Here is a 23,480-nt window from a genome sequence, read left to right on the forward strand (position 1 = left end):
AGATCAGTTGATCTGGCGCATGGCGCACATGAGCGTGGCCTCGCAGGCGAGCTCGGCGCCCACCAGGGCACGGCCCTTGAACTTGGAAATGCCGGCCTTCATGCGCTCGATCTCGACTTCGAGCGTGAGCTGGTCGCCCGGCTCCACGGGGCGCTTGAAGCGCGCACCGTCGATGGCTGCAAAGTAGTAGACCGTGTTGTCGTCGGGCACGATGTCCAGCGAATGGAACGACAGCAGCGCCGCCGCCTGCGCCATGGCTTCGAGCATCAGCACGCCCGGCATCACCGGGCGGTGGGGAAAGTGGCCGTTGAAGAACGGCTCGTTCATCGTCACGTTCTTGAGCGCCGTGATGCGCTTGCCCTTTTCCATGTCCAGCACGCGATCCACCAGCAGGAACGGGTAACGGTGGGGCAGCAGCTTGAGGATTTGATGGATATCGAGCGTCGTCGTCATGATTTTCTGTTCCTGCATCGTCTTCATTTTTTCTGGGGTGCCTTCTCCAGCGCCTTCAGTCGTTCGCGCAGGCTGTGCAACTGCTTGAGCGTTGCAGCATTTTTTTCCCAGCTCGCATTGTCGTCGATGGGGAACATGCCGGTGTACTGGCCGGCCTTGTGGATCGAGCGTGTGACCACCGTGGCCGCCGAAACGTGCACGCCATCGGCAACGGTCAGGTGACCCAGCACGATGGCACCACCGCCGAAAGTGCAGTGCGCGCCGATGGTGGCACTGCCCGCCACGCCGACGCAGCCCGCCATGGCCGTGTGCTTGCCCACGCGCACGTTGTGGCCGATCTGGATGAGGTTGTCGAGCTTCACGCCGTCTTCGATGACGGTGTCGTCGAGCGCGCCGCGGTCGATGCAGGTGTTGGCCCCGATCTCGACGTCGTTGCCGATGCGCACTGCGCCCAACTGCTCGATCTTGACCCACTCTCCCTTGTGCGGCGCCAGGCCAAAGCCGTCGGCGCCGATCACCACGCCGGGATGCAGCAGGCAGCGCTCGCCGACCACGCAGTCTTCGCTGATGGTCACGCGCGACTTCAGCACCGTGCCGGCTCCGATGCGTGCACCCCGCTCCAGCACGCACAAGGCGCCGATGCGCGCTGTCGGGTCCACATGGGCTTCGGGGTGGATGACCGCGGAGGGATGGATGCGATCGGCTTCGGGGCGCGCATGGTGCGCCTTCCAGAGTTGGGTGAGCCGCGCAAAGTAGAGGTACGGATCGGCCGCGACGATGAACGCTCCGCGCGCCGCTGCCGCCTCGCGCATGGCCGGCGAAACGATCACGCAGGCGGCCTTGGATGCCGCCAATTCCTGCTGGTATTTGGGATGGCTCAGGAAACTGAGCGCATCGGGCTGAGCATTCTGAAGCGGCGCAAGCCGCTCGATGGAGAGCGCGGCGTCCCCGTGGAGCTCGCCCCCGAGGGCGTCAACAATGGCTCCGAGCTGCAATGCCACGCCGTTTTTGCGGCGTTATTTGCCGCCCGCAGGCGCGGAAGAAGTGGTCGAGGCGTTCAGCGCCTTGATCACCTTGTCCGTGATGTCGTGCTTCGGATTGATGTAGATCGCCTCCTGCAGGATGGCGTCGTACTTTTCAGCCTCGGCCACCTGCTTCACCACGCGGTTGGCACGCTCGTAGACCTGCTGGAGCTCTTCGTTCTTGCGCGCATTGAGGTCTTCCTGGAACTCGCGGCGGCGGCGCTGGAAATCACGGTCCTGGTCGACCAACGCGCGCTGGCGTGCCGTACGCTGGCTTTCCGACAAGGTAGGCGCCTCGCGCTCGAACCTTTCGGAGGCCGACTTCAAAGCCTCGCCCTGCGTCGTGAGGTCTTTCTCGCGCTTGAGGAACTCGGACTCGAGCTTGGCTTGCGCAGCCTTGGCCGGCTGGGCTTCGCGCAGCACGCGGTCCGGATTCACGAATCCGATGCGAAAAGTCTCCTGCGCCTTCGCAGCAGGCGCGGCAACCAGCGCAAAAACGGGGATCAACAACGCGCCAGCTGCGGCGCGGATCAAATGCGTCATTTAGAAAGAAGTTCCGATCTGGAATTGCAAGCGCTGAATTCTATCCTTCGGGATCGTGACGAAGCCGGTCGCCGGATCCACCACTTCCTTCTGGGACCTGATGGGGAAGGCGTAGGCCAGGCGCAGCGGCCCGAGCGGCGAAATCCAGCTGACGCCGAGGCCGACGGAGGCGCGCAGCTTCTTCTGGGCCTTGTACTGGGCGTCGGTCAGGCCTTCGGCCCGCGAGCCGAACACATTGCCGACGTCGAAGAAGCCGTACAGGCGCAGAGTGCGGTCGTTGCCGGCGCCGGGGAACGGCGTGCTGAGCTCGGCATTGAAGATCGCCTTCTTGGTGCCGCCCAGGGCGGCGCCTTCGGTCTGGCCGAGAACAGCAATCGGTGCGTCGCGCGGGCCAAGCGAGTTCTGCTCGAAGCCGCGGATCGAGCCGAGGCCACCAGCGTAGAAATTCTTGAAGATCGGGTAGACCTTGCCGCCGTAGGCTTTTGCGTAGCCGACTTCGCCGTTGATTGCGAAGGTGTACTGCTTGTTGATTGGGAAGAACTGCTGGTACTGGTAGCTCGTCTTGAGGTACTTCATGTCGCCACCGACACCCAGTTCGAGGTTGGCGCGCTGCAGGCGGCCGCTCGTCGGAATCAGCGCGCTGTCGCGGTTGTCGCGGCCCCAGCCGATGGTCAATGGCACGCCCCACACGCTGTCCTGATCGCATCCCGTGATAAAGATGTTGGAGGCATCCACCTTGCACTGGAAGTAGTCGCGGTACGACTTCGGCGTCAGGAGGGCAAACGAGCTCTGCGCGTCAAAAGCGTAACGCTCAAGCCCGATACCGAAGAAGACCGTGTCGACTTCGCTGAACGGCACGCCAAAGCGGATCGAAGCGCCCTGGTTGACCAGCTTGTAGTCGCCGTCGACCGAGTAGTTGTACGGCCGCGTCGTGGTGTGATAGACGCTCACCGTGCGCGAGATGCCGTCCTGCGTGAAGTACGGGTCGGTGGTGGTCAGCGAAAGCGTGCGGTTGTACTTGCTGGTGTTGACCTGCAAGCCGAGGAAGTTGCCCGAACCGAACACGTTCTCCTGCGAGATACCGAAGGTGAGGGCCACCTTCTCGGCGCTGGAGTAGCCGGCGCCGAGCTGCAGGCTACCCGTGGGCTTTTCCGCCACGTTCACGACCAGGTCGACCTGGTCGGGCGAACCCGGGATTTCCTGGGTTTCGACGTTCACTTCGGTGAAGAAGCCGAGGCGGTCCACGCGGTCGCGCGAGATCTTGATCTTGTCGCCGTCGTACCACGAAGCTTCGAACTGGCGGAACTCGCGCCGGATCACTTCGTCGCGCGTCTTGGCGTTGCCGCCCACGGCCACGCGGCGCACATAAACGCGGCGCGACGGTTCAGCTTGCAGCGTCAGCGTCACGCGGTTGTTGACGCGGTCGATTTCAGGACGGGCCTGGACGCGCGCAAACGCGTAGCCGAAGGTGCCGAAATAGTCGGTGAAGGCCTTGGTGGTTTCGGTGACCTGCTCGCCGTTGTACGGCTCGCCGGGCTTGATGGTCACGAGCGACTTGAACTCTTCGTCGCGGCCGAGGTAGTTGCCGTCGAGTTTGACGCCGGCCACCACGAATTTTTCACCTTCGGTGATGTTCACCGTCACCGTCAGGTCCTGCCGGTCGGGCGAAATGGCCACCTGGGTCGAATCGATGCGGAACTCGAGGTAGCCGCGGGTGATGTAGTACGAGCGGAGCGTTTCCAGGTCGGCGTTCAGCTTGGTGCGCGAGTACTGGTTCGACTTGGTGTACCAGCTCATGAAGCCGCCGCTGTCCTGGTCGAACAGGCTCAGCAGCGTCGATTCGCTGAAGGCCTTGTTGCCGACCACGCGCACTTCGCGGATGCGGGCCGAATCGCCCTCGATCACGGTGAACGTGAGGTTGACGCGGTTGCGCTCGATGGGCGTGACCGTGGTCACGACCTGCGCGTTGTAGAGGCTGCGGCTCACGTACTGGCGCTTGAGCTCCTGCTCGGCACGGTCGGCCAGGGCCTTGTCGTAGGGCCGGCCGTCGGTCAGGCCGACTTCGCGCAGCGCCTTCTGGAGCGCGGCCTTGTCGAATTCCTTGGTGCCGACGAAATCGACGTCAGCGATGGTGGGCCGCTCTTCGACGATCACCACCAGCACGTTGCCGTTGACGTCGATGCGCACGTCCTTGAACAAACCCAGGTCGAACAGCGCGCGGATGGCGGCCGATCCGCGTTCATCGCTGTAGGTATCGCCCACACGCAGCGGCAGCGACGCGAAGATCGTGCCGGGCTCCACGCGTTGCAAGCCTTCGACGCGAATGTCGCGCACCGTGAAAGGCTCGACGGCCCAGGCTGCGGTGGCCGCCAGGGCGCTGGCCACTACCGCGGCAACGCTACGCAGGCGAAAGCGACTGAAGTTTGTGTTCATCTGTGAATTGGGCCGGCGCGGAAAGGGCCGGCAGAAAGTTAACCAAAGAGCCGCGTGACGTCGTTGAAAAGTGCGACCGACATCATGACCAGCAGCAAAGCGACACCGCCGCGCTGAAGCCGTTCCATCCAAGCGTCAGAGACGCTCTTGCCGGTCAGGCCCTCCCAAAGATAATACATCAGGTGTCCCCCATCGAGGACCGGCAGCGGCATGAGATTGAGCACACCCAGGCTCACGCTGATCAGCGCAAGGAACACCAGGTACTGGGTCAGCCCGAGGCTTGCGGACTTGCCGGCATAGTCGGCGATCGTGAGCGGCCCGCTCAAGTTCTTGAGCGAAGCTTCGCCGATGACCATCTTGCCCATCATGCGGACGGTGAGCGCCGAGACCTCCCAGGTGCGCACAATGCCGCGCCAGACACCATCGACGGGGCCCTGCCGGACCGTGACCATTTCGGGCGGCGCGCCCACGTAGGCGCCGATCCGGCCGACCTTCACGCCCGCCTCTTCACGCAGCTCCGGCCTGACTTCGAGCTCGACCAGCTGGCCGCCGCGCTGCACCTGCCAGGTTTGAACGCGCGGCTGATCGCCGTCGATCGAAGTCCGGATCAACTCGCGCAATTGCTGACCGTCGACGATGGGCGTGTTGCCGATGGCCCGGACCAGATCGCCGTTATGCAGGCCGGCGCGTTCTGCGGTGCTGCCCGCCATGACCTCACCGATCTCGGGACGCGTGAGCGGAGCGAGCACGCCGATCTTGCGGAACATCTGCGGGTCGGCGTCCTTGGCCTGCATGCGGCTCAGCGGCAGCACGATCTGGCGTTCGGGCCGGCCGCCCTCGCCTGCGATTTCAAGCGTCAGGTCCTGGCCGTCGAGGGCGCCGCGCGTCATGCGCCAGCGAAGGTCTTCGAACGACTGCACCGGCTCCAGGTCGCCGTCGAAGCCGGCGCGCGTGATGTGCTCACCGCCGCGCAAGCCTGCGGCTTCCGCGAGCGAGGCCGCAACGGGGCGGGCCAGCTTGGCGACGGGCTCATCCACGCCGATCCAGTTGACGGCTGTATAGAGCACCACCGCGAGCAGCAGGTTGGCGATGGGCCCGGCGGCGACGATGGCCGCGCGCGCACGCAGCGGCTGGGTGTTGAAGGCGCGGTGCCGTTCTTCGGGTGCTACCGGCCCTTCGCGCTCATCGAGCATCTTGACGTAGCCGCCAAGGGGGAATGCGCCGATGACGAATTCGGTCGACTGGCCGGGATGCTGGCGCTTGGGCTGCCAACGGTACAGCGTCTTGCCGAAGCCGACCGAGAACCGCAGCACCTTGACGCCGCAAGCGACGGCGACGCGATAGTGGCCGTATTCGTGCACGGCAATCAGCACGCCGATGGCAACCACAAAGGCTATGACAGTGAGCATCCGAGTCCTCGGTTGTCCGGCGTATCAGGCCGCAAAGCGCAGCGCCGCGGCATTGGCGGCCGCACGGGCACTGGCATCGAGCGCCAGCAGGTCCGCCAGCGATGCGGGCTTGGAGGGAGAAATGGCTTCCAAAGTTTCCATGTTGACCGCATGAATGCGATCGAAGCGAAGCCGCCGGTCAAGAAAGGCCTCGACTGCGACTTCGTTGGCTGCATTGAGCACCGCCGTGGTCCCGGGGGCCGCGCGAAGCGCGTGCCAGGCCAAGCCCAAGCCCGGGAAGAGCGCTGCATCGGGCGCATCGAAGCTCAGCGCCGCCATCTGGCGGAAGTCCAGGCGCCCCGCCCCGCTTTCGATGCGCTCTGGCCAGGCCAGGCCGACGGCAATGGGCACGCGCATGTCGGGCGTGCCGAGCTGCGCGATGACCGAGGCATCGGTGAACTGGACCATCGAATGCACCACGCTCTGCGGATGGATGACCACCTCGATCTGTTCAGGCAGCACGCCGAACAGGTGGCGGGCCTCGATCACCTCGAGCGCCTTGTTCATCATGGTCGCGGAATCGACCGAAATCTTGCGCCCCATGACCCAGTTCGGATGCGCACAGGCCTGCTCAGGCGTTACCGTGCCCAGGGTGCCGGGCGCGCGCGTGCGGAACGGGCCGCCCGAAGCGGTCAGGATGATCTTGTCGATGCGCCGCGACCACGTGGACGGATCTTCAGGCAGCGACTGGAAGATGGCCGAGTGCTCGCTGTCGATCGGCAGCAGCGTGGCGCCGCCTTCGCGCACAGTGCGCATGAAAAGCTCGCCGCCAACGACCAGCGCCTCTTTATTGGCCAGAAGAAGCCGCTTGCCGGCGCGCGCGGCAGCCAGGCACGGCCCGAGGCCCGCAGCGCCCACGATGGCGGCCATGACGGCATCGACCTCTTCGTGAGATGCTATCTTTTCTATAGCATCAGGACCGCTCAGGACTCTCGTCGGGAGATTGTTCCGTTCGAGCTTCTCCGCCAGCAAGTCCGCATGCGGCGCACTGGCCATGACCGCGAAACGGGGCGAAAACCGCGCGCATTGCGCCAGCAACTCGTCGACCTTGGTCGCTGCGGAGAGTGCAAAAACCTCGAAGCGCTCGGGGTGCCGGGAAATGACGTCGAGCGTGCTGACCCCGACCGAGCCGGTCGAGCCCAGCACCGTGATGCGTTGTTTGGGTGTGTTCACAAGGAAGCCAGCATCATTGCGATGGGAAGCGCAGGCAAGAGGGCATCCACGCGGTCGAGCACGCCGCCGTGGCCCGGCAGCAGGCGGCTGCTGTCCTTCGCGCCGGCACTGCGCTTGATCAGCGATTCGACCAGGTCGCCGACCACGCTCATCGCGGCTAGGAACACCACGCCCACGAGCAGCAGCCACCAGCCGCGCTCATGCAGCCGGGTGTAGAGGCTTGCCACCGTTGCCCCGGCTGCCCTGTCGGCCCAGACCCACGCAAAGGCCAGCACCACCACGCCCGCCATGCCGCCCCACACGCCTTCCCAGCTCTTGCCGGGGCTGATGGCGGGTGCGAGCTTGCCGCGGGTGAACTTGAGGCCGAAGGCGCGTCCCGCGAAATAGGCGAAGACGTCGGCCACCCAGACCAGCACAAGAATGGAAAGCAGAAAGTTGATGCCGACCATGCGCGCCTGCACGGCCGCGAGCCACGCCACCCAGAGCGCCAGCAACCCGCCAACCAGCCGCAGGCCGCGCGGAATCCGGGGCCAGCCCGGCACCGCGACGCGCAGCAACGCGGCGCCACCAAGCACCCAGGCCGCGCTGGCCAGCAGCCACATGAGCATGAGTGGCCGCTCGAGCAACCCGAGCCACCACGACAACGCGCAAAGCGCCACCGTTTCCAGGCCAAGGAACACCGACAGTTGCTGCCCGTATCCGTTGAGGCGGCCCCATTCCCAGGCTGCGGCACCGATCAGCACCAGCATGACGCAGGCAAAAGGAACGTGCGACGGATAGAAGAGCGCCGGCAGCAAGATCGCCAGCAGGACGATGGCCGTGAGGATGCGTTGTTTGAGCATGCGGCGGTATTTCGGGCCGTTGAAGGCCGTCAGGCCAACTGGCGATCTGAGGTGGAATCGCTGCCGGCCGTGACCTGCGCGGAAGTCTTGCCGAAACGGCGCTCGCGAACCTGGAATGCGGCAATTCCCGCGTCCAGCTCGGCTTCGTCGAACTCCGGCCACAGCTTGTTGCTGAAGAAAAGCTCCGCATAGGCGCTTTGCCACAGCAGGAAGTTCGACAGGCGCTGCTCGCCGCCGGTGCGAATGAGCAGGTCGGGGTCGGGCACATGGGCCAGGGCCATGGCGCGATCGAGGTTGGCTTCGGTAAGCGGCTCGCCCTGCTCCGCCAGCTTGGCGGCCGCGCGTGCAATGTCCCACCGGCCACCGTAGTTGAAGCAGACGTTGAGAACGAGCTTGGTGTTCTGCGCGGTTGCCTCTTCGGCATCGACCAGGCCTTGCACCATTTTCTTGGAGAGCCCGGCCCGTTCGCCGACGAAGTGCAGCCGCACGCCGTCGCGGCTCAACTTTGGCACCTCGCGCGCGAGCGCGCCGACCATGATTTCCATGAGCCCCGAAACCTCTTCAGGCGGCCGGTTCCAGTTTTCGGACGAGAACGCGAACACCGTGAGAACGCCCACGCTGCGGTCGACACAGGCCCTGACGCATCGGCGCAGCGACTCGACGCCCTGCTTGTGGCCTGCCACGCGAGGCAGGAATCGCCGCGTGGCCCAGCGTCCGTTGCCATCCATGACGATGGCAATGTGGTGGGGAATCTGCGGCAAAGACGAGGCCATGCGCAGCCTCAAACGGCCATGATCTCCGCTTCCTTGGCCGCGACCAGCCGGTCGATTTCCGCAATGTGGCGGTCGGTGACCTTCTGGATCTCGGCCTCGGCGCGCTTCTGGTCGTCCTCGGAGGCAAGCTTTTCCTTGACCAGCTTCTTGACCGCTTCGTTAGCGTCGCGGCGCAGGTTGCGCGTGGCGATCTTGGCGCTTTCGCCTTCGTTGCGGACCAGCTTGGTCATTTCCTTGCGGCGCTCTTCGCTCATTGCGGGAAGCGGCACGCGGATCAGGTCGCCCATCGACGCCGGGTTCAGGCCCAGGTCGCTTTCGCGGATGGCCTTTTCGATCTTGGCGCCCATGCCCTTTTCCCAGGGCTGGACGCTGATGGTGCGCGAGTCGAGCACCGACACGTTGGCCACCTGGCTCAGGGGAACCTGCGAGCCGTAGTACTCCACATGGATGGAGTCGAGCAGCGCGGAGTTGGCGCGGCCGGTACGGATCTTGGTGAGGTTGTTCTGGAACGCAGCCAGCGACTGGTTCATCTTCGCATCGGTCGTGCTGCGAATTTCTGCAATGGTAGGGGTCGTCATCTCAATACTCCTCAGGCATGCACCAGCGTGCCTTCGTCCTCGCCCATGACGACGCGCTTGAGTGCGCCGTTCTTGAAGATCGAGAACACCTTGATCGGCAGCTTCTGGTCGCGGCACAGCGCAAAGGCCGTCGCGTCCATGATGCCGAGATTTTGCGCGATTGCCTCGTCGAAGGTGAGCGTGGAATAGCGCGTTGCATCCGGATGGGTCTTGGGGTCGGCGGAGTAGACCCCGTCGACCTTGGTCGCCTTGAGCACCAGCTCGGCGCCGATTTCCGCACCGCGCAGTGCGGCGGCCGTGTCGGTGGTGAAGAACGGATTGCCGGTACCCGCGGCAAACACCACGACCTTGCCTTCTTCGAGATACTGCAGCGCCTTGGGCCGCACGTAGGGCTCGACCACCTGCTCGATGGCAATGGCGGACATCACGCGCGCCACAAGCCCTTGCTTGTTCATGGCATCGGCCAGCGCCAGCGAATTCATCACGGTGGCCAGCATGCCCATGTAGTCGGCCGTGGCGCGGTCCATTCCGACCGAACCTCCCGCGACGCCGCGGAAGATGTTGCCGCCGCCAATGACGACGGCGACTTCCACGCCCATGTTCACCACTTCGGCCACCTCTTCGACCATGCGGACGATGGTCGCACGGTTAATACCAAAGGCATCGTCTCCCATTAACGCCTCACCCGACAGCTTCAACAAGATTCGCTTGTGGGCTGGACGGGGATCAGACATGGGCAATTTCCTTACTTGGGTTGGCGGGGGCGAGTGTAGAACGAGGCGGTGAAAAAGCGGCGGCACACGCACGTGCGCCGTCGCTTTGGGGCGTAACAGTTTTTACGCGGCGGCCTTGGCGGCAGCAACTTGCGCCGCCACTTCGGCTGCGAAGTCGTCGACCTTCTTTTCGATGCCTTCGCCAACCACGTAAAGGGTGAAGCCCTTGATGGTGGTATTGGCGGCCTTGAGCATCTGCTCGACGGTCTGCTTGTCGTTCTTCACGAAGGGCTGGTTGTGCAGCGAGACTTCCTTCAGGTACTTCTGCACGCCGCCTTCAATGCGCTTGGCAACGATGTCGTCCGGCTGCGGCTTCTTGCCTTCGGCTTCAGCGGTCTTGCGGTCTTCATCGGCCTTGCCCTTGGCAACGGCGCGCTCTTTCTCGATCAGGTCGGCAGGCACGTCGGCGGCCGAAATAGCGACCGGCTTCATGGCGGCGATGTGCATTGCCACGTCCTTGGCCGACGTTTCGTCGCCCTCGAACTCGACCATTACGCCGATGCGCGTGCCGTGCAGGTACGAAGCCAGCTTGCCGTTGCCGGCAAAGTGCTTGAAGCGGCGGAAGCTCATGTTCTCGCCGATCTTGCCGATCAGGCCCTTGCGCACGTCTTCGAGCGTGGGACCGAAGCCGTCCTGCTCATAGGGCAGCGCGCCGAGCGCAGCGATGTCGGCGGGGTTGTTCTTGGCGACCAGCATCGCCGCAGCGTTGGCCATGGCCAGGAAGCTGTCGTTCTTGGTGACGAAGTCGGTTTCGCAGTTGATTTCGATCATGCCGCCGGCCGAGCCTTCGACAAACGCCGTGACCACGCCTTCGGCGGTGATGCGGCCCGAAGCCTTGCCAGCCTTGTTGCCGAGCTTGATGCGCAGCAGCTCTTCGGCCTTTTCCATGTTGCCGTCGGCCTCTGTCAGGGCCTTCTTGCATTCCATCATGGGCGCGTCGGTCTTTGCGCGCAGTTCGCCGACCATGCTTGCGGTGATTGCAGCCATTGTTCTATCTCCGTGTCCAAAAAATCAGATTAAAAAAAAGGGGCACCAAAGCCCCTTCTTCAGGCGCGTGAGAGCACTCGATCAGGCCGAGGCGCCCTCTTCGACTTCGACGAATTCGTCGCTGCCTTCGGCGATGGCCTTGACCACGTCACCGGTGGCGCTGTTGCGGCCTTCGATGATCGCATCGGCGATGCCGCGGGCGTACAGCGTGACGGCCTTCGACGAGTCGTCGTTGCCGGGAATGACGTAGTCGATGCCTTCGGGCGAGTGGTTGGAGTCCACCACGCCGATCAGCGGAATGCCGAGCTTCTTGGCTTCTGCCACGGCGATCTTGTGGAAGCCCACGTCGATCACGAAGATGGCGTCGGGCAGCGCGGTCATGTCCTGGATGCCGCCGATGTCCTTTTCGAGTTTCTCGATTTCACGGGTGAACGTGAGTTGCTCTTTCTTGCTCAGGCTTTCGAGGCCAGCTTCTTGCTGGGCCTTCATGTCCTTCAGGCGCTTGATCGAGGTCTTGACCGTCTTGAAGTTGGTCAGCATGCCGCCGAGCCAGCGGGTGTCGACAAAAGGCACGCCGGCGCGGCGGGCTTCGGCAGCCACGATTTCACGGGCCTGGCGCTTGGTGCCGACCATGAGGATGGTGCCGCGGTTGGCGGTGAGCTGCCTGGCGTACTTCATCGCGTCCTGGAACATCGGGAGCGACTTTTCCAGGTTGATGATGTGGATCTTGTTGCGATGGCCGAAGATGAACGGGGCCATCTTGGGGTTCCAGAAGCGGGTTTGGTGACCGAAGTGGACACCGGCTTCCAGCATTTCGCGCATGGTGGTCGACATTGAAAATTACTCCAAAGGTTGGGTCTAAAATCCAGCCCGTTTTGCGCCTCCTTCGAATGGAGTCACAACACCTTGATTGGGCCGGTTTGCGAATGTGTCTGGCTGGGCGCGGCGAGAGCCGTCGCATGATCAGCGAAACCCAACGAGTATAGCACGGCCTGCCCGTCCTTCCCCCTTGTCCACCCCCGGAACCGAGCCGTCCGCGCCCTCGCAGCCCACCCATGAACGACCTTCACGCCGCCCGTTTGAACCTTCTGGCGGGCGGCAGCGATGCACGCACCGAAATGGAGCGCGCCATCGAGATTTCCGAATCCCCGGTGTGCAACCACGTTTTCACCCGCACGCTGTTCGACGAAGCGCGCCGGCAAGCCGACCGGCCGGCGCTGCAAAGCAGGCTCTCCGGGCTTGCATTCACCGCCAAGGACCTGTTCGACATCGAAGGACAGCCCACTCCCGCGGGCTCCGTGGTGCTTTCGCACGCCCCGGCCGCCAAGGCGGATGCCGTGGCCGTGGCGCGGCTGCGCGCCGCGGGCGGCGTGCTGACCGGCCGCACCAACATGACCGAGTTTGCTTTCTCGGGCGTGGGCGTCAACCCGCATCACGGCACCCCGGCCAATGTGAGCGACTCGGCCACGCCGCGCATTCCGGGAGGCTCTTCTTCCGGCGCCGCCATTTCGGTTGCCACCGGCGCGGCGTTCATCGGGCTGGGTTCCGACACCGGCGGCTCTATCCGCATTCCCGCGGCGCTGAACGGCATCGTGGGCTTCAAGAGCACCGCCCGACTCGTTCCGGCCGACGGCGCCCTGCCGCTGTCGACCACCCTGGACACCGTTTGCGCCATGACGCGATCGGTGCGGGATGCCGTCACCGCGCACGAAATCCTCGCGGCGCGCCGCGTGACTGCCGGCGCAGCCGCTCTGGGCGCATACCGGCTGGCCGTGGTGAAGAACGTGTTTTTCGACGACATCGAGCCCGCCGTGGCCCGCGCCTTCGAAGGCGCGCTGCGGGCACTGCGCGCCGCCGGGGCCCAGATCGAAGAAATCGAGCTGCCGGAATTGGCACAGCTGCAGGCCATCAACGCCACCGGCGGCTTTTCGGCGGCCGAGTCTTATGCCTGGCACCGGCTGTTGCTGGAACGCAGCGGCGCCGGCTACGACCCGCGCGTTGCGCAGCGCATTCTCAAAGGCGCCGGCATGAAGGCGCACGAATACATCGACCTCCTGAATGCCCGGCACGCGTGGATTGCCCGCGTCGAAGCGGCGCTCGCGCCCTACGACGCCGTGCTGTCGCCGACCGTGCCGATCACCGCGCCTCCCATCGCGAGCGTGGCGCCGGGCGCCGAGCACGACGACGAGTTCTTTCGCATCAACGCACTGCTGCTGCGCAATCCGTCGATCGTCAACATGCTCGACGGCTGCGCCATTTCGCTGCCCTGCCATGCCGCCGGCGAGTTGCCCGTCGGCCTGATGCTGTGGCACGCCGCACTGCACGACGACGCCGTTCTCGCGATTGCCTTACAAACGGAACACGCACTGCGAAGACAATAGGCTGCACGCCTACCGACGGGCGTCAGCCATCTCTTCTTACTCAAGCATTCAATGAAAATCGCGATCGTGGGCGCCGGCATCATCGGCGTCACCACCGCCTGGGAACTGGCTTCGGACGGCCATGAAGTGTCTGTGTTCGAGCGCCGCGGCGCAGCGGCCGAGGAAGCCAGTTTTGCGAATGCGGGCGTGGTCGCACCGGGTTATGTAACGCCCTGGGCCGCACCGGGCATGCGCGCCAAGGTGCTGCGTTCGCTGCTTTCCTCCCACGGCGCCATCAAGCTGCGCTGGCCGCTGAATTCACGCGATATCGGTTGGATGTCGCGCTGGCAGAAGGCCTGCAAGCTCGAAACCTACCTGGCCAACCGCGCCCGCATGCAGCGGCTGGCGTTCTACAGCCGCACCCGCCTGCACGCGGTGACCGAGGCGCGCGAACTCAGCTACGAGCGCAGCGACGGCTACCTTGTGCTGCTGCGCTCCAAGCGCGAGAAAAAGCTGGTGCAGCCCGGCCTCGACGTGTTGCGAGCGGCGGGCAGTGTCTTTCGCGAAGTCGACGCCGACGAGGCCCGGCGCATCGAACCCGCGCTCAGCACCGACACCGCGCTTGCAGGCGCCATTTACCTGCCCGAGGACGAAGTGGCCAACTGCCGCCAGTTCGCGCTGCTGCTCAAGTGGGAGGCCGAGGCACTCGGCGCCCAGTTCCATTTCAACTGCGACATCGCGCCGCTGAGCCGCGCCGACCCCACTTCCGTTTCGCTCGCAAGCGGTTCCCCACCGCTGCGGTTCGATGCCGTGGTGGTGTGCGCCGGGCTGGCCTCGGCTGCGCTCGTGCGGCCGCTCGGGCTTCGGATTCCGCTCGCACCCATCTACGGCCACTCCATCAGCGCGCCGATTCGCGAATCGCTCAACGCGCCGCGCAGCGCGGTGATGGACGAGCGCTACAAGGTCGCGATCTCGCGGCTGGGCCAGCGCGTGCGCGTGGCCGGGAGCGCCGAAATCGGCGGGTCGCTCAGCACGATGAACCCGTCCGCGGTCCAAACGCTCTACAAGGTGCTGCACGACTGGTTTCCCGGCGCGGTCACGCTGCAGTCGGGCGTGCAGCAATGGAAAGGCGCGCGGCCGATGCTGCCCGACGGCCCTCCGGTACTCGGCGCCAGCGGCGTGCCGGGCGTCTGGCTCAACCTGGGCCACGGCTCGAGCGGCTGGGCGCTGTCGTGCGGCAGTGCGCGGGTGGTGGCCGACCTGATCGGGGGCCGCGATGCCGGAGTCGACCTCGAGGGCCTGGGCGTCGAGCGGCTCCATCTTTCCTAAAGCTTCCACAGCACTCCTGCCTGGGCACATGGGCGGCAAAATGGCCTGATGCAACGCATCACGTCCGACACCGTCGCCGACCTTTTCGATATTGCGGCAACGCGGCGCATCGAGCAGGCCGCCGCAGCCGCCCTGCCCGGCCACACGCTGATGCATCGCGCCGGCCTTGCCGTGGCGCGGCTGGCCATGGCGGTCGCGCCGCATGCACGCACCGTATGGATCGCCTGCGGGCCGGGAAACAATGGCGGCGACGGTTTTGAAGCGGCCGCGCAGCTGCAGCACCGGGGCTTTTTGCCGATCGTCACGTTCGCCGGTGATGAAAGTCGTCTGCCGCCAGACGCGAAGGCATCGCTGCAGCGGGCCAGGGATGCTGGCGTGATCTTCTCGCCGAAGCCGCCCGCCGCCTATGGATTGGCCATCGATGCGCTGCTCGGCATTGGCGCCACCCGCCCCGTCGAGAATGCCATGGCCGAATGGCTGCGGCAGATGCATGCGACGACGCAACCGGTACTGAGTGTCGACGTGCCGTCCGGGTTGAACGCGGACACCGGCGTTTCGAGCATCGCCCCTCATTCGGGTGCCGCATCGCCCCGCTTCTGCGTCACCTTCCTGACCCTGAAGCCAGGCCTTTTCACCGCGCAAGGCCGCGATGCCGCGGGCACAGTCTGGTTCGACGACCTGGGTTGCGGCGCCGGCATCGCTGAACAGCCCGCCGCGCGCCTTGCGGGCCGGCCGACGGCCCCGCCACGCAGCCACGCATCGCACAAAGGCAGCTATGGCGATGTTGCGGTGATCGGCGGCGCACCCGGCATGGCCGGCGCCGCGCTGCTGGCCGGATCTGCTGCGCTGCATGCGGGCGCCGGTCGCGTGTTCGTCGGGCTGCTCGACCCGAGTGCGGCTCCTGTCGACCTTGCACAGCCCGAGCTGATGCTGCGAGACGCCGATGCGCTCGATCTTTCAGGCATGACAGCGGTCTGCGGGTGCGGCGGAGGCGCCGATGTGCGCGCGGTGCTGCCACGCGTGCTGGCGACAGCGGCTGCACTGGTGCTCGATGCCGATGCATTGAACGCCATAGCGGGCGACAGCGCATTGCAGGCGCAACTGGCATCACGCAGCCGACGCGGAAAGCCGACCGTCATCACACCGCATCCGCTCGAAGCCGCGCGCCTGCTGGATTGCACGGCCGCCGACATTCAAGCCGATCGGCTGGCAGCAGCCGGCGAACTGGCATCGCGCTATGGCGCAGTTGCCGTACTCAAAGGCTCGGGAACGGTCATCGCCGACAACAGCGGCGCGCCGCCCGTGATCAACCCGACCGGCAATGCCGCGCTCGCAACCGCCGGCACGGGCGACGTGCTGGCCGGGATGATCGGCGCCGCGATGGCGTCAAAACAGTCGCCATTCGAGGCTGCGCAAAGCGCCGTCTGGCGCCATGGCCACATTGCCGACACCTGGCCGGCCGATGCAACCCCGCTCACGGCCGGGGCACTGGCGCGCCAGGCACCCGGCTGACGAGCTTCTAGCCGCGCCCGACGAAGGGCATCTTCGTCGCCATCACGGTGTGGAACAGCACGTTGGCTTCCAGCGGCAGGTTTGCCATGTAGAGCACCGACTGCCCGACGATCTTGACGTCCATCAGCGGCTCGATCGCCAGTTCGCCGTTGGCTTGCGGCACGCCCTTGGCCATGCGCGCTGCCAGTTCGGTCATGGCATTGCCCACATCGATCTGGCCGACTGCGATGTCGTACTTGCGCCCGTCGAGCGACGCGGTCTTGGTGAGGCCCTCGACCGCATGCTTGGTCGCGGTGTAGGCTGGCGAATTCGGCCGAGGGGCCGTTGCCGAAATGGAGCCGTTGTTGATGATGCGGCCACCGCGCGGGGTCTGCGCCTTCATCGTGCGGAACGCCTGCTGGATGCAGAAGAACATGCCGTTCAGGTTGATGTCGACCACACCGCGCCATTGCTCCGGCGTCCAGTCTTCGAACGGACCCGGCGGGTTGCCCACGCCGGCATTGTTGAACAGCAGATCGACGCGGCCGAAGCGCTCGACCACGGCCGCGAACAGCGCCTGCACCGATTCGGCATTGGCCACGTCGGTGGGCACCGCAAAGGCCCGCGCACCGGCGCCGGACTCTTCCGCCACCTGCTCCAGCGGCTCGGGGCGGCGCCCCGCCAGCGCCACGCTCCAGCCGTCGGCCAGCAATGCCAGCGCCGCGGCGCGTCCGATGCCCGAGCCGGCACCCGTGACGATTGCGATGCGGCCCTTGTTGTTTTCCACGCTCATGCTCAGTGTCTCCTTCTCAGCTTGTCTGTATTGCTTGTGTATGGGTGCGATGCGTTGTGCGTCATGTGCGACGCGGTGGCTTGCGGCCCTTCATCTTGTTTGCGGCCTTCTTCACCGCCGACTTGAAGGCCTGCATTGCCGATTGGGGCCCGGGAGCCGCAGTTACCGCGCGATCGGTGCGCTGCTCAGGGGCCGCTTCGGCCTTGTGGCGCGAGCTGCGCTTGGCTGACGCCTTGACCGGCACGCCGGCCGAGTTCACGCCCTTGTCCTTCATGGCACGCGCCGTGAGCTCTTCACCCTCGCGCACCAGGCGGAAATCGATCTTGCGCCCGTCCAGATCGACGCGGCTCACCTGCACCCGCACGCGGGTGCCGATGGCATAGCGAATGCCGGTCCGTTCGCCGCGCAGTTCCTGGCGCATCTCGTCGAACTTGAAGTATTCGCCGCCGAGTTCGGTGATGTGCACCAGCCCCTCGACATACATGGCGTCCAGCGTCACGAAGATGCCGAACGTGGTGGCCGCAGTGACCACGCCGCCGTACTCCTCGCCCAGGTGCTCGCGCATGTACTTGCACTTGAGCCATGCCTCGACGTCGCGGCTGGCTTCGTCGGCACGGCGCTCGTTGGCGCTGCAATGCAGGCCGGCCGCTTCCCAGGCCAGCACTTCCTTGGTGGGCGCAACCGTGGCCTTCTGCGGCTTGGTGGTAGGCGCCTTGACGCGCGAAGCCAACCGCTTGGCGAGCTTGGCATGCGCCTCTCCCGGCGTCGGCAGCATCGGCAGCTGATAGCGTGTCTTGCCGAGAATCGCCTTGATCACGCGGTGCACCAGCAGGTCCGGGTAGCGCCGGATCGGGCTTGTGAAGTGCGTGTAGGCCTCGTAGGCCAGGCCGAAGTGGCCGCTGTTGATGGGCGTGTAGATCGCCTGCTGCATCGAGCGAAGCAGCATGGTGTGGATCTGCTGCGCGTCGGGGCGTTCCTTGGTGGCTTCGGCAATCGCCTGGAACTCGCCCGGCCGCGGGTCGTCGGTAATGCTCAACCCGACGCCCATGGCCTTCAGGTAGCCGCGCAGAATTTCTTTCTTCTCGGGTGTCGGGCCTTCGTGCACGCGGAACAGGCCCGGGTGCTTGCCTTCGGCGATGAAGTCGGCGCTGCACACGTTGGCCGCGAGCATGGCTTCTTCAATGAGGCGGTGCGCCTCGTTGCGCGTGCGCGGCACGATCTTCTCGATGCGGCCTGCGTCGTCGCAAATGATCTGCGTCTCGGTGGTTTCGAAGTCGACTGCGCCGCGCTTGCCGCGCTGCTTGAGCAGGGCCTTGTAGACGTCGGCCAGGTTCAGCAGGTCCTTCACCCGGTCCTTGCGCTTGGCCGCCTCGGGGCCGCGCGTATTGCCAAGGATGGCGGCCACTTCGGTATAGGTGAAGCGCGCATGGCTGAACATCACCGCCGGGTAGAACTGATAGGCGTAAATCTCGCCGTCGGCAGCCACGAGCATGTCGCACACCATGCACAGGCGCTCGACTTCGGGGTTCAGCGAACACAAGCCGTTCGAAAGCTTTTCCGGCAGCATCGGGATAACGCGGCGCGGAAAGTAGACACTGGTCGCGCGGTCGTAGGCGTCGATGTCGATCGCCGATCCGGTCTGCACATAGGCGCTGACGTCCGCAATGGCCACCAGCAGGCGCCATCCCTTGCCTCGGCCAACCTTCGCGGGTTCGCAGTACACGGCGTCGTCGAAGTCGCGTGCGTCTTCGCCGTCGATGGTGACCAGCGGCACGTCGGTCAGGTCGATGCGGCCCTTCTTGTCGGCGGGGCGAACCTTCTCCGGCAACGCCTTGGCCTCGGCCAGGCATTCCGCGGAAAACTCGTGCGGGACGCCGTATTTGCGCACGGCAATTTCGATCTCCATGCCCGGGTCGTCGATCTCGCCGAGCACTTCCTTCACGCGGCCCACGGGCTGGCCGAACAGCGCCGGCGGCTCGGTGAGCTGCACCACCACGACCTGCCCCACCTTCGCGGGACCGGTTGCGCCCTTGGGAATCAGTACGTCCTGTCCGTAGCGCTTGTCTTCGGGCGCCACAAGCCAGATGCCGCCTTCATGCAACAGGCGGCCGATGATCGGCTGCTCGGGGCGCTCGACGATTTCGACCACCCGCCCCTCGGGACGACCGCGCCGGTCTTGCCGCACCACGCGCGCCTTGACGCGGTCTTTGTGCAGCACTGCACGCATCTCGTTCGGGGGCAAATAGATGTCGGCTTCGCCGTCGTCGCGCTGCACGAAACCGTGTCCGTCGCGATGTCCCTGAACAGTTCCTTCAAATTCATCCAGCAGACCGCTGGAGTGGCCATTATTTTTGATATGATTCTCTCTTTCCTGAAATTCAAAACATAACTGCTTCGGCAGCTATGTGGGCCCAGATGGCGGAATTGGTAGACGCACTAGTTTCAGGTACTAGCGAGTAACATCGTGGAGGTTCGAGTCCTCTTCTGGGCACCACCCCTACCAAGCTGAAACCCCTGTGAATCTGTGATTTACAGGGGTTTTTTCTTTTCCCTGGGAACATGATCGAGGGATGTTCTCCCTCACGAAAGCCGGTCACGGCCAAGGCAGGCCAGACCGACGGCAATTCGCCGCATTCGCCCACGCCATCGCAGTCCCGAAGCGGGAGTTTTTGCGAAACGGTTTTCGACGACACGGATTCGGACAAGTGGAACGGGCTTCGTCTCATGAAGTGATGCAGCAACCTGCTCACCGAGGAGCGGCTTTTCGCCATTCTGACGCAGTACATCGACGAATGATCGCGCACAGTCTCATGAAGCGCGGCAACCGAGTCAATACACCGCGTTGCCAGTAAAGGTGAACCGCAAACCCAACCTGATGAGCGCGGCGTTCAACTCGCTGCGATCACAAGATGGATCTGCGGAGTTGCGACAGGCCTTGGAGCCCGCCGTGCACCTTACCACGCCAAGGTTGCGACCCGATCCACCAATCGATCGTTCCCCCCTGCCGTCCGCCATACTCGAGCCGCCTGACCGCCCCTCCTCGTCCATGTCCATTTTCCAAAACATCCGACAGTGGGCTTCGCGGATCAAGCGCGACGCCGTCACGCTTTGGTTTGCCTACCGGCATCCCGGCACGCCCTGGTTCGCAAAGGCCCTTGCGGCCTTTGTGGTCGCGTATGCGCTGAGCCCGATCGATCTGATTCCAGATTTCATTCCGGTACTTGGCTATCTGGACGACGCCTTGCTGTTGCCTGGCCTGATCTGGCTGAACATCCGGCTCATTCCCACGGGCGTCCTCGAGGAATGCCGTGCCCGCGCGGACGCGTGGATGAAAGAGCAAGGCGCTAAGCCCCGGAGCATCGTCGGCGCGGTTCTCGTCCTTTCGATCTGGATCGCCGTCGGCGTTGCCTTATGGGCCTGGTTAAACACGCTGAACTAGCCGTATTACGGTACAGGCGACTCTCAGTCCTCAAAAAGTGTGGCGAAAGTCACACTTTTCCATCAATATGCTTCTAAAGGTAACTTGAAAACGCACAAAAGGTTACGTTTGGTTTGAAAATATGGGCATCAAACCTACTGGAAACCCATCGTGATCGCAGCATTCACCTTGTTAATCGGCATGTTCCTCGGCGCGTTGTTCATGAGCCTTCTGGTCATTTCGCGCTCGGATGACTGACAACCGCCGGGCCGTGGCCGCCCCGCCCAAGCCAATCGAAAAGCCCGCTTCCGCGGGCTTTTCTTTGAGTCTTGACTATGCAAATCAGGACAGAACGGCTCAGATCGGCAAAGCGATCAGATCGTGGCCTTCGGCACCCACGATGCGGGCCTTGGTGAACTCACCCACCTTGAGCGTCTTGCTGATCTTTTCGGGTGGCAGCAGGCGCACGGTGCCGTCGATCTCGGGCGCGTCGGCGTAGGTGCGGCCAACGCCGCCCTTGCGGCCCATGCCGGGCGCTGAATCCACCAGCACCTGCATCGTTGCGCCGATGCGCTGTTGCAGCTTGGCAATCGACACGGCTTCAGCCACTTCCATGAAGCGGGCACGGCGTGCTTCGCGCTCGGCCGCCGGCAGCATGCCGGGAATGTCATTGGCCGTCGCGCCTTCCACCGGACTGTAGGCAAAGCAGCCTGCCCGGTCGATCTGCGCCTCGCGAATGAAGTCGAGCAGGTGCTCGAACTCCTGCTCGGTCTCGCCGGGAAAGCCCGCGATGAAGGTGCTGCGGATCACGAGCTCTGGGCAGACTTCGCGCCAGCGCGCCAGGCGCTCCAGGTTCTTTTCGCCGCTGGCGGGCCGCTTCATGCGCTTGAGCACATCGGGGTGGCTGTGCTGCAGCGGCACGTCGAGGTAAGGCAGCACCTGCCCGCTCGCCATCAACGGAATGATTTCGTCCACGCTCGGGTATGGGTACACATAGTGCAGACGGACCCACGCGCCGTACGGCTCGGCAATTTCGCCCAGCGTGCGCACCAGTTCGAGCATGCGGGTCTTGACGGGCTTGCCGTCCCAGAACCCGGTGCGGTATTTCACGTCTACACCGTAGGCCGAGGTGTCCTGGCTGATCACCAGCAGCTCCTTCACGCCCCCCTCGAACAAGGCCTTGGCCTCGCCGAGCACGTCGCCGACCGGCCGCGACACCAAGTCGCCCCGCATCGAGGGAATGATGCAGAAAGTGCAGCGGTGATTGCAGCCTTCGCTGATCTTCAGGTATGCATAGTGGCGCGGCGTGAGCTTGAGGCCGGCAATGCCGAAGGTGTTGGGAACGAGATCGACGAACGGGTCATGTGGCTTCGGCAGGTTGGCATGCACCGCATCCATCACTTCCTGGGTGGCGTGCGGACCGGTCACGGCCAGCACGCTCGGGTGCATTTGCCGAACCAGATTGCCGCCCTGGTCGCCCGTCTTGGCGCCAAGGCACCCCGTGACGATGACGCGGCCGTTTTCCGCCAGGGCCTCGCCGATGGTGTCCAGGCTCTCCTTCACCGCATCGTCGATGAAGCCGCAGGTATTGACGATCACCAGGTCGGCGCCTTCGAAGGTCTTGGCCGTCTGGTAACCCTCAGCGCTGAGCTGGGTCAGGATCAATTCGGAATCGGTAAGGGCCTTGGGGCAGCCCAGGCTCACAAAACCGACCTTGGGGGCAGCCGGCGTGGCGGTACGTTCGGGGGAGGCAACTTCGCTCATATATGCCTCTATTGTCCCAGCTATCGGCCGGGACCGGGATTTCAGGGGCGTTTGATGCCGAATGCGCCCAGAACCTGCTCGGTATTCTTCTGCATCTGTTCCTGCATTTGCAGGAACACGTTCTTGGACTGCTCGACGTAGTTGCCCATCAGCCCCTGGAGCATCGGCGACTGCATGGTCATGAAGCGCGACCACATTTCGGGCGTCAGGCCTTCTGCCTTTTCGGCGAGCTGGGCCTGCACTTCGGTCATGGCCTGGATGTTCTTCTCGAGGTAAGGCCCCATGTAGCCCTGCATGGCTTGCCCGTAGAAACGGATGATGTTGGCCAGCACCTGCTCGGTGAACATGGGGGCCCCGCCCGCCTCTTCTTCGAGAATGATCTGCAGCAGGATGCTGCGCGTGAGGTCGTCCCCGGTCTTGGCATCGCGCACCACGAACTGGGCGTTCTGTATCACCAGCTGCTTCACCTCGGTGAGCGTGATGTAGGTGGATGTCTCGGTGTCGTAGAGCCTTCGGTTGGGGTACTTCTTGATTACACGTTGCACCGGCTTGACCCCGGACTTCTTGCTCTGCACTGCGGACTCCTTCACATGGATGCCCATGTCATCCGATCAATTCTAGGTAGCGGTTTTGCTGCATCGCGACAAGGTTTACCCTGACCGCACATCCGCTGCCTCAGTCGGGCGTTGTCGCGTATTCGGCGCCGCAGGCATTGCAGCCGGCGCTCTCGGGGCGCTCCGCGGTCGCCTCTCGAAAACGCAATGGGCTCTTGTGGCCGTACACGACCCAGCAACGCGGGCAATGTTCATGGCCGGCCGTGGGCAAGTAGGCACGGGAGCGCTGTTCGGCACGCTCCTGCGTCACTGCAATGCCCTGCTGAAGGGCGCGCGCAATTTCGCGCGCTGCCATGGTTTCGGTACGGCCGCTCGCGTGGTCGTTGATGCCGTAGACCGCGCGTGCAAATTCAATGGGGGCTTGCCGGAGCAATGCGGCCAGGCGCATCTCGGCATGAGCCCGATCAACCAGCGTTGATCGCGTATTCATCAGATCGCTTATCAAGAAAATTGGAAAAGGTTTGCAGAGCGGCCAAGGTAGCACAACAACATGGCCATGGTCTTTGTCTGCTTCACCGCAAGGACGATTGAGACACCGGGGAACCCGGTGAAAGCTCTGTTCAACAGACCCGGTGGTTGGCCGGAAGTTGAAACAGAAATTGGTAGGCGCGATTGGACTCGAACCAACGACCCCCACCATGTCAAGGTGGTGCTCTAACCAGCTGAGCTACGCGCCTAAGGATGTG

At 64.3% G+C, this 23,480-nt stretch carries 21 protein-coding genes and 2 tRNA genes; 5 read left to right on the forward strand and 18 right to left on the reverse strand.

What is annotated here, in order from left to right; translation table 11 throughout:
- Nucleotides 1–3: 3 nt before the first annotated feature.
- The 12 genes from fabZ to rpsB all read right to left on the reverse strand — a co-directional run bounded on the left by fabZ (nt 4) and on the right by rpsB (nt 11,859).
- Nucleotides 4–453 (reverse strand): 3-hydroxyacyl-ACP dehydratase FabZ, encoded by a 450-nt coding sequence (fabZ, locus tag M0765_RS25250; protein WP_157614172.1) that lies wholly within the window; start codon nt 451–453, stop codon nt 4–6.
- 23 nt (nt 454–476) lie between these two features.
- Nucleotides 477–1,454, reverse strand: a complete 978-nt coding sequence (gene lpxD, locus M0765_RS25255; protein ID WP_258506673.1) for a UDP-3-O-(3-hydroxymyristoyl)glucosamine N-acyltransferase — start codon at nt 1,452–1,454, stop codon at nt 477–479.
- Between the two features lie 15 nt (nt 1,455–1,469).
- Nucleotides 1,470–2,018 carry an OmpH family outer membrane protein gene (locus tag M0765_RS25260; RefSeq protein WP_258506675.1) on the reverse strand — a complete coding sequence of 183 codons (549 nt, stop codon included), beginning with the start codon at nt 2,016–2,018 and terminating at the stop codon, nt 1,470–1,472.
- On the reverse strand, nt 2,019–4,451 hold the full coding sequence (gene bamA, locus M0765_RS25265; RefSeq protein ID WP_258506676.1) for an outer membrane protein assembly factor BamA: 2,433 nt from the start codon (nt 4,449–4,451) through the stop codon (nt 2,019–2,021).
- A 38-nt stretch (nt 4,452–4,489) separates the two neighbouring features.
- A complete protein-coding gene (gene rseP / locus M0765_RS25270) occupies nt 4,490–5,860 on the reverse strand; it encodes an RIP metalloprotease RseP (RefSeq protein WP_258506678.1) in 1,371 nt (456 codons plus the stop codon).
- Between the two features lie 24 nt (nt 5,861–5,884).
- Entirely contained in the window at nt 5,885–7,072 is a 1,188-nt protein-coding gene (ispC, locus tag M0765_RS25275; protein ID WP_258506679.1) for a 1-deoxy-D-xylulose-5-phosphate reductoisomerase, read from the reverse strand.
- Nucleotides 7,069–7,914: a phosphatidate cytidylyltransferase gene (locus M0765_RS25280; protein ID WP_258506680.1), complete on the reverse strand. Its 846-nt coding sequence runs from the start codon at nt 7,912–7,914 to the stop codon at nt 7,069–7,071. The genes ispC and M0765_RS25280 overlap by 4 nt, the downstream gene beginning before the upstream one ends.
- Before the next feature lie 29 nt (nt 7,915–7,943).
- The gene (uppS, locus tag M0765_RS25285) at nt 7,944–8,687 is read right to left on the reverse strand and encodes a polyprenyl diphosphate synthase (protein ID WP_258506681.1); all 744 of its coding nucleotides are present in this window, start codon (nt 8,685–8,687) and stop codon (nt 7,944–7,946) included.
- 8 nt (nt 8,688–8,695) lie between these two features.
- A complete protein-coding gene (frr, locus tag M0765_RS25290) occupies nt 8,696–9,265 on the reverse strand; it encodes a ribosome recycling factor (RefSeq protein WP_126749810.1) in 570 nt (189 codons plus the stop codon).
- An 11-nt stretch (nt 9,266–9,276) separates the two neighbouring features.
- On the reverse strand, nt 9,277–9,999 hold the full coding sequence (pyrH, locus tag M0765_RS25295) for a UMP kinase (protein ID WP_012747709.1): 723 nt from the start codon (nt 9,997–9,999) through the stop codon (nt 9,277–9,279).
- A 102-nt stretch (nt 10,000–10,101) separates the two neighbouring features.
- On the reverse strand, nt 10,102–11,025 hold the full coding sequence (gene tsf / locus M0765_RS25300; protein WP_258506684.1) for a translation elongation factor Ts: 924 nt from the start codon (nt 11,023–11,025) through the stop codon (nt 10,102–10,104).
- 81 nt (nt 11,026–11,106) lie between these two features.
- Complete coding sequence (rpsB, locus tag M0765_RS25305; RefSeq protein ID WP_258506686.1) at nt 11,107–11,859, reverse strand: 30S ribosomal protein S2; 753 nt, start codon at nt 11,857–11,859, stop codon at nt 11,107–11,109.
- A gap of 221 nt (nt 11,860–12,080) precedes the next feature.
- Here rpsB and M0765_RS25310 point away from each other — a divergent pair, with 221 nt between their 5' ends.
- The 3 genes from M0765_RS25310 to M0765_RS25320 are packed head-to-tail and all read left to right on the forward strand — an operon-like array spanning nt 12,081 to nt 16,226.
- Complete coding sequence (locus tag M0765_RS25310) at nt 12,081–13,406, forward strand: amidase (RefSeq protein WP_258506688.1); 1,326 nt, start codon at nt 12,081–12,083, stop codon at nt 13,404–13,406.
- Between the two features lie 51 nt (nt 13,407–13,457).
- Complete coding sequence (locus M0765_RS25315; RefSeq protein ID WP_258506689.1) at nt 13,458–14,714, forward strand: D-amino acid dehydrogenase; 1,257 nt, start codon at nt 13,458–13,460, stop codon at nt 14,712–14,714.
- A 48-nt stretch (nt 14,715–14,762) separates the two neighbouring features.
- Nucleotides 14,763–16,226: an NAD(P)H-hydrate dehydratase gene (locus tag M0765_RS25320; protein WP_258506692.1), complete on the forward strand. Its 1,464-nt coding sequence runs from the start codon at nt 14,763–14,765 to the stop codon at nt 16,224–16,226.
- 7 nt (nt 16,227–16,233) lie between these two features.
- On the opposite strand, the gene M0765_RS25325 is transcribed toward M0765_RS25320, so the two are convergent.
- Nucleotides 16,234–16,998: an SDR family oxidoreductase gene (locus M0765_RS25325; RefSeq protein WP_258506694.1), complete on the reverse strand. Its 765-nt coding sequence runs from the start codon at nt 16,996–16,998 to the stop codon at nt 16,234–16,236.
- A gap of 61 nt (nt 16,999–17,059) precedes the next feature.
- Nucleotides 17,060–19,327 (reverse strand): ribonuclease R, encoded by a 2,268-nt coding sequence (gene rnr / locus M0765_RS25330; protein WP_258508454.1) that lies wholly within the window; start codon nt 19,325–19,327, stop codon nt 17,060–17,062.
- Nucleotides 19,328–19,407: 80 nt separating this feature from the next.
- Here rnr and M0765_RS25335 point away from each other — a divergent pair.
- Together M0765_RS25335 and M0765_RS25340 are read left to right on the forward strand one after the other, a co-directional pair.
- A tRNA-Leu gene (locus tag M0765_RS25335) sits at nt 19,408–19,492 on the forward strand.
- A gap of 552 nt (nt 19,493–20,044) precedes the next feature.
- Entirely contained in the window at nt 20,045–20,437 is a 393-nt protein-coding gene (locus tag M0765_RS25340) for a YkvA family protein (RefSeq protein WP_258506696.1), read from the forward strand.
- Nucleotides 20,438–20,773: 336 nt separating this feature from the next.
- Here M0765_RS25340 and rimO read toward each other — a convergent pair whose 3' ends face one another.
- The 4 genes from rimO to M0765_RS25360 all read right to left on the reverse strand — a co-directional run bounded on the left by rimO (nt 20,774) and on the right by M0765_RS25360 (nt 23,471).
- The gene (gene rimO / locus M0765_RS25345; RefSeq protein ID WP_157614200.1) at nt 20,774–22,180 is read right to left on the reverse strand and encodes a 30S ribosomal protein S12 methylthiotransferase RimO; all 1,407 of its coding nucleotides are present in this window, start codon (nt 22,178–22,180) and stop codon (nt 20,774–20,776) included.
- A gap of 41 nt (nt 22,181–22,221) precedes the next feature.
- Nucleotides 22,222–22,782, reverse strand: coding sequence for a polyhydroxyalkanoate synthesis repressor PhaR (phaR, locus tag M0765_RS25350; RefSeq protein WP_041946121.1), 561 nt, complete (start codon nt 22,780–22,782; stop codon nt 22,222–22,224).
- A gap of 73 nt (nt 22,783–22,855) precedes the next feature.
- Nucleotides 22,856–23,224, reverse strand: a complete 369-nt coding sequence (locus tag M0765_RS25355; RefSeq protein ID WP_258506700.1) for a hypothetical protein — start codon at nt 23,222–23,224, stop codon at nt 22,856–22,858.
- A gap of 170 nt (nt 23,225–23,394) precedes the next feature.
- A tRNA-Val gene (locus tag M0765_RS25360) sits at nt 23,395–23,471 on the reverse strand.
- Nucleotides 23,472–23,480 lie beyond the last annotated feature (9 nt).

Origin of the sequence: Variovorax sp. S12S4, from assembly GCF_023195515.1 — a bacterium.
Lineage (GTDB): Bacteria > Pseudomonadota > Gammaproteobacteria > Burkholderiales > Burkholderiaceae_C > Variovorax.

What these genes read in the sequence shown, in the direction of transcription:
- fabZ (WP_157614172.1), bottom strand. Translation starts at nt 453, where the DNA reads ATGACGACGACGCTCGATATCCATCAAATCCTCAAGCTGCTGCCCCAC.
- M0765_RS25260 (WP_258506675.1), bottom strand. Translation starts at nt 2,018, where the DNA reads ATGACGCATTTGATCCGCGCCGCAGCTGGCGCGTTGTTGATCCCCGTT.
- bamA (WP_258506676.1), bottom strand. Translation starts at nt 4,451, where the DNA reads ATGAACACAAACTTCAGTCGCTTTCGCCTGCGTAGCGTTGCCGCGGTA.
- rseP (WP_258506678.1), bottom strand. Translation starts at nt 5,860, where the DNA reads ATGCTCACTGTCATAGCCTTTGTGGTTGCCATCGGCGTGCTGATTGCC.
- M0765_RS25280 (WP_258506680.1), bottom strand. Translation starts at nt 7,914, where the DNA reads ATGCTCAAACAACGCATCCTCACGGCCATCGTCCTGCTGGCGATCTTG.
- uppS (WP_258506681.1), bottom strand. Translation starts at nt 8,687, where the DNA reads ATGGCCTCGTCTTTGCCGCAGATTCCCCACCACATTGCCATCGTCATG.
- frr (WP_126749810.1), bottom strand. Translation starts at nt 9,265, where the DNA reads ATGACGACCCCTACCATTGCAGAAATTCGCAGCACGACCGATGCGAAG.
- pyrH (WP_012747709.1), bottom strand. Translation starts at nt 9,999, where the DNA reads ATGTCTGATCCCCGTCCAGCCCACAAGCGAATCTTGTTGAAGCTGTCG.
- tsf (WP_258506684.1), bottom strand. Translation starts at nt 11,025, where the DNA reads ATGGCTGCAATCACCGCAAGCATGGTCGGCGAACTGCGCGCAAAGACC.
- rpsB (WP_258506686.1), bottom strand. Translation starts at nt 11,859, where the DNA reads ATGTCGACCACCATGCGCGAAATGCTGGAAGCCGGTGTCCACTTCGGT.
- M0765_RS25310 (WP_258506688.1), top strand. Translation starts at nt 12,081, where the DNA reads ATGAACGACCTTCACGCCGCCCGTTTGAACCTTCTGGCGGGCGGCAGC.
- M0765_RS25315 (WP_258506689.1), top strand. Translation starts at nt 13,458, where the DNA reads ATGAAAATCGCGATCGTGGGCGCCGGCATCATCGGCGTCACCACCGCC.
- M0765_RS25320 (WP_258506692.1), top strand. Translation starts at nt 14,763, where the DNA reads ATGCAACGCATCACGTCCGACACCGTCGCCGACCTTTTCGATATTGCG.
- M0765_RS25325 (WP_258506694.1), bottom strand. Translation starts at nt 16,998, where the DNA reads ATGAGCGTGGAAAACAACAAGGGCCGCATCGCAATCGTCACGGGTGCC.
- M0765_RS25340 (WP_258506696.1), top strand. Translation starts at nt 20,045, where the DNA reads ATGTCCATTTTCCAAAACATCCGACAGTGGGCTTCGCGGATCAAGCGC.
- rimO (WP_157614200.1), bottom strand. Translation starts at nt 22,180, where the DNA reads ATGAGCGAAGTTGCCTCCCCCGAACGTACCGCCACGCCGGCTGCCCCC.
- phaR (WP_041946121.1), bottom strand. Translation starts at nt 22,782, where the DNA reads ATGGGCATCCATGTGAAGGAGTCCGCAGTGCAGAGCAAGAAGTCCGGG.
- M0765_RS25355 (WP_258506700.1), bottom strand. Translation starts at nt 23,224, where the DNA reads ATGAATACGCGATCAACGCTGGTTGATCGGGCTCATGCCGAGATGCGC.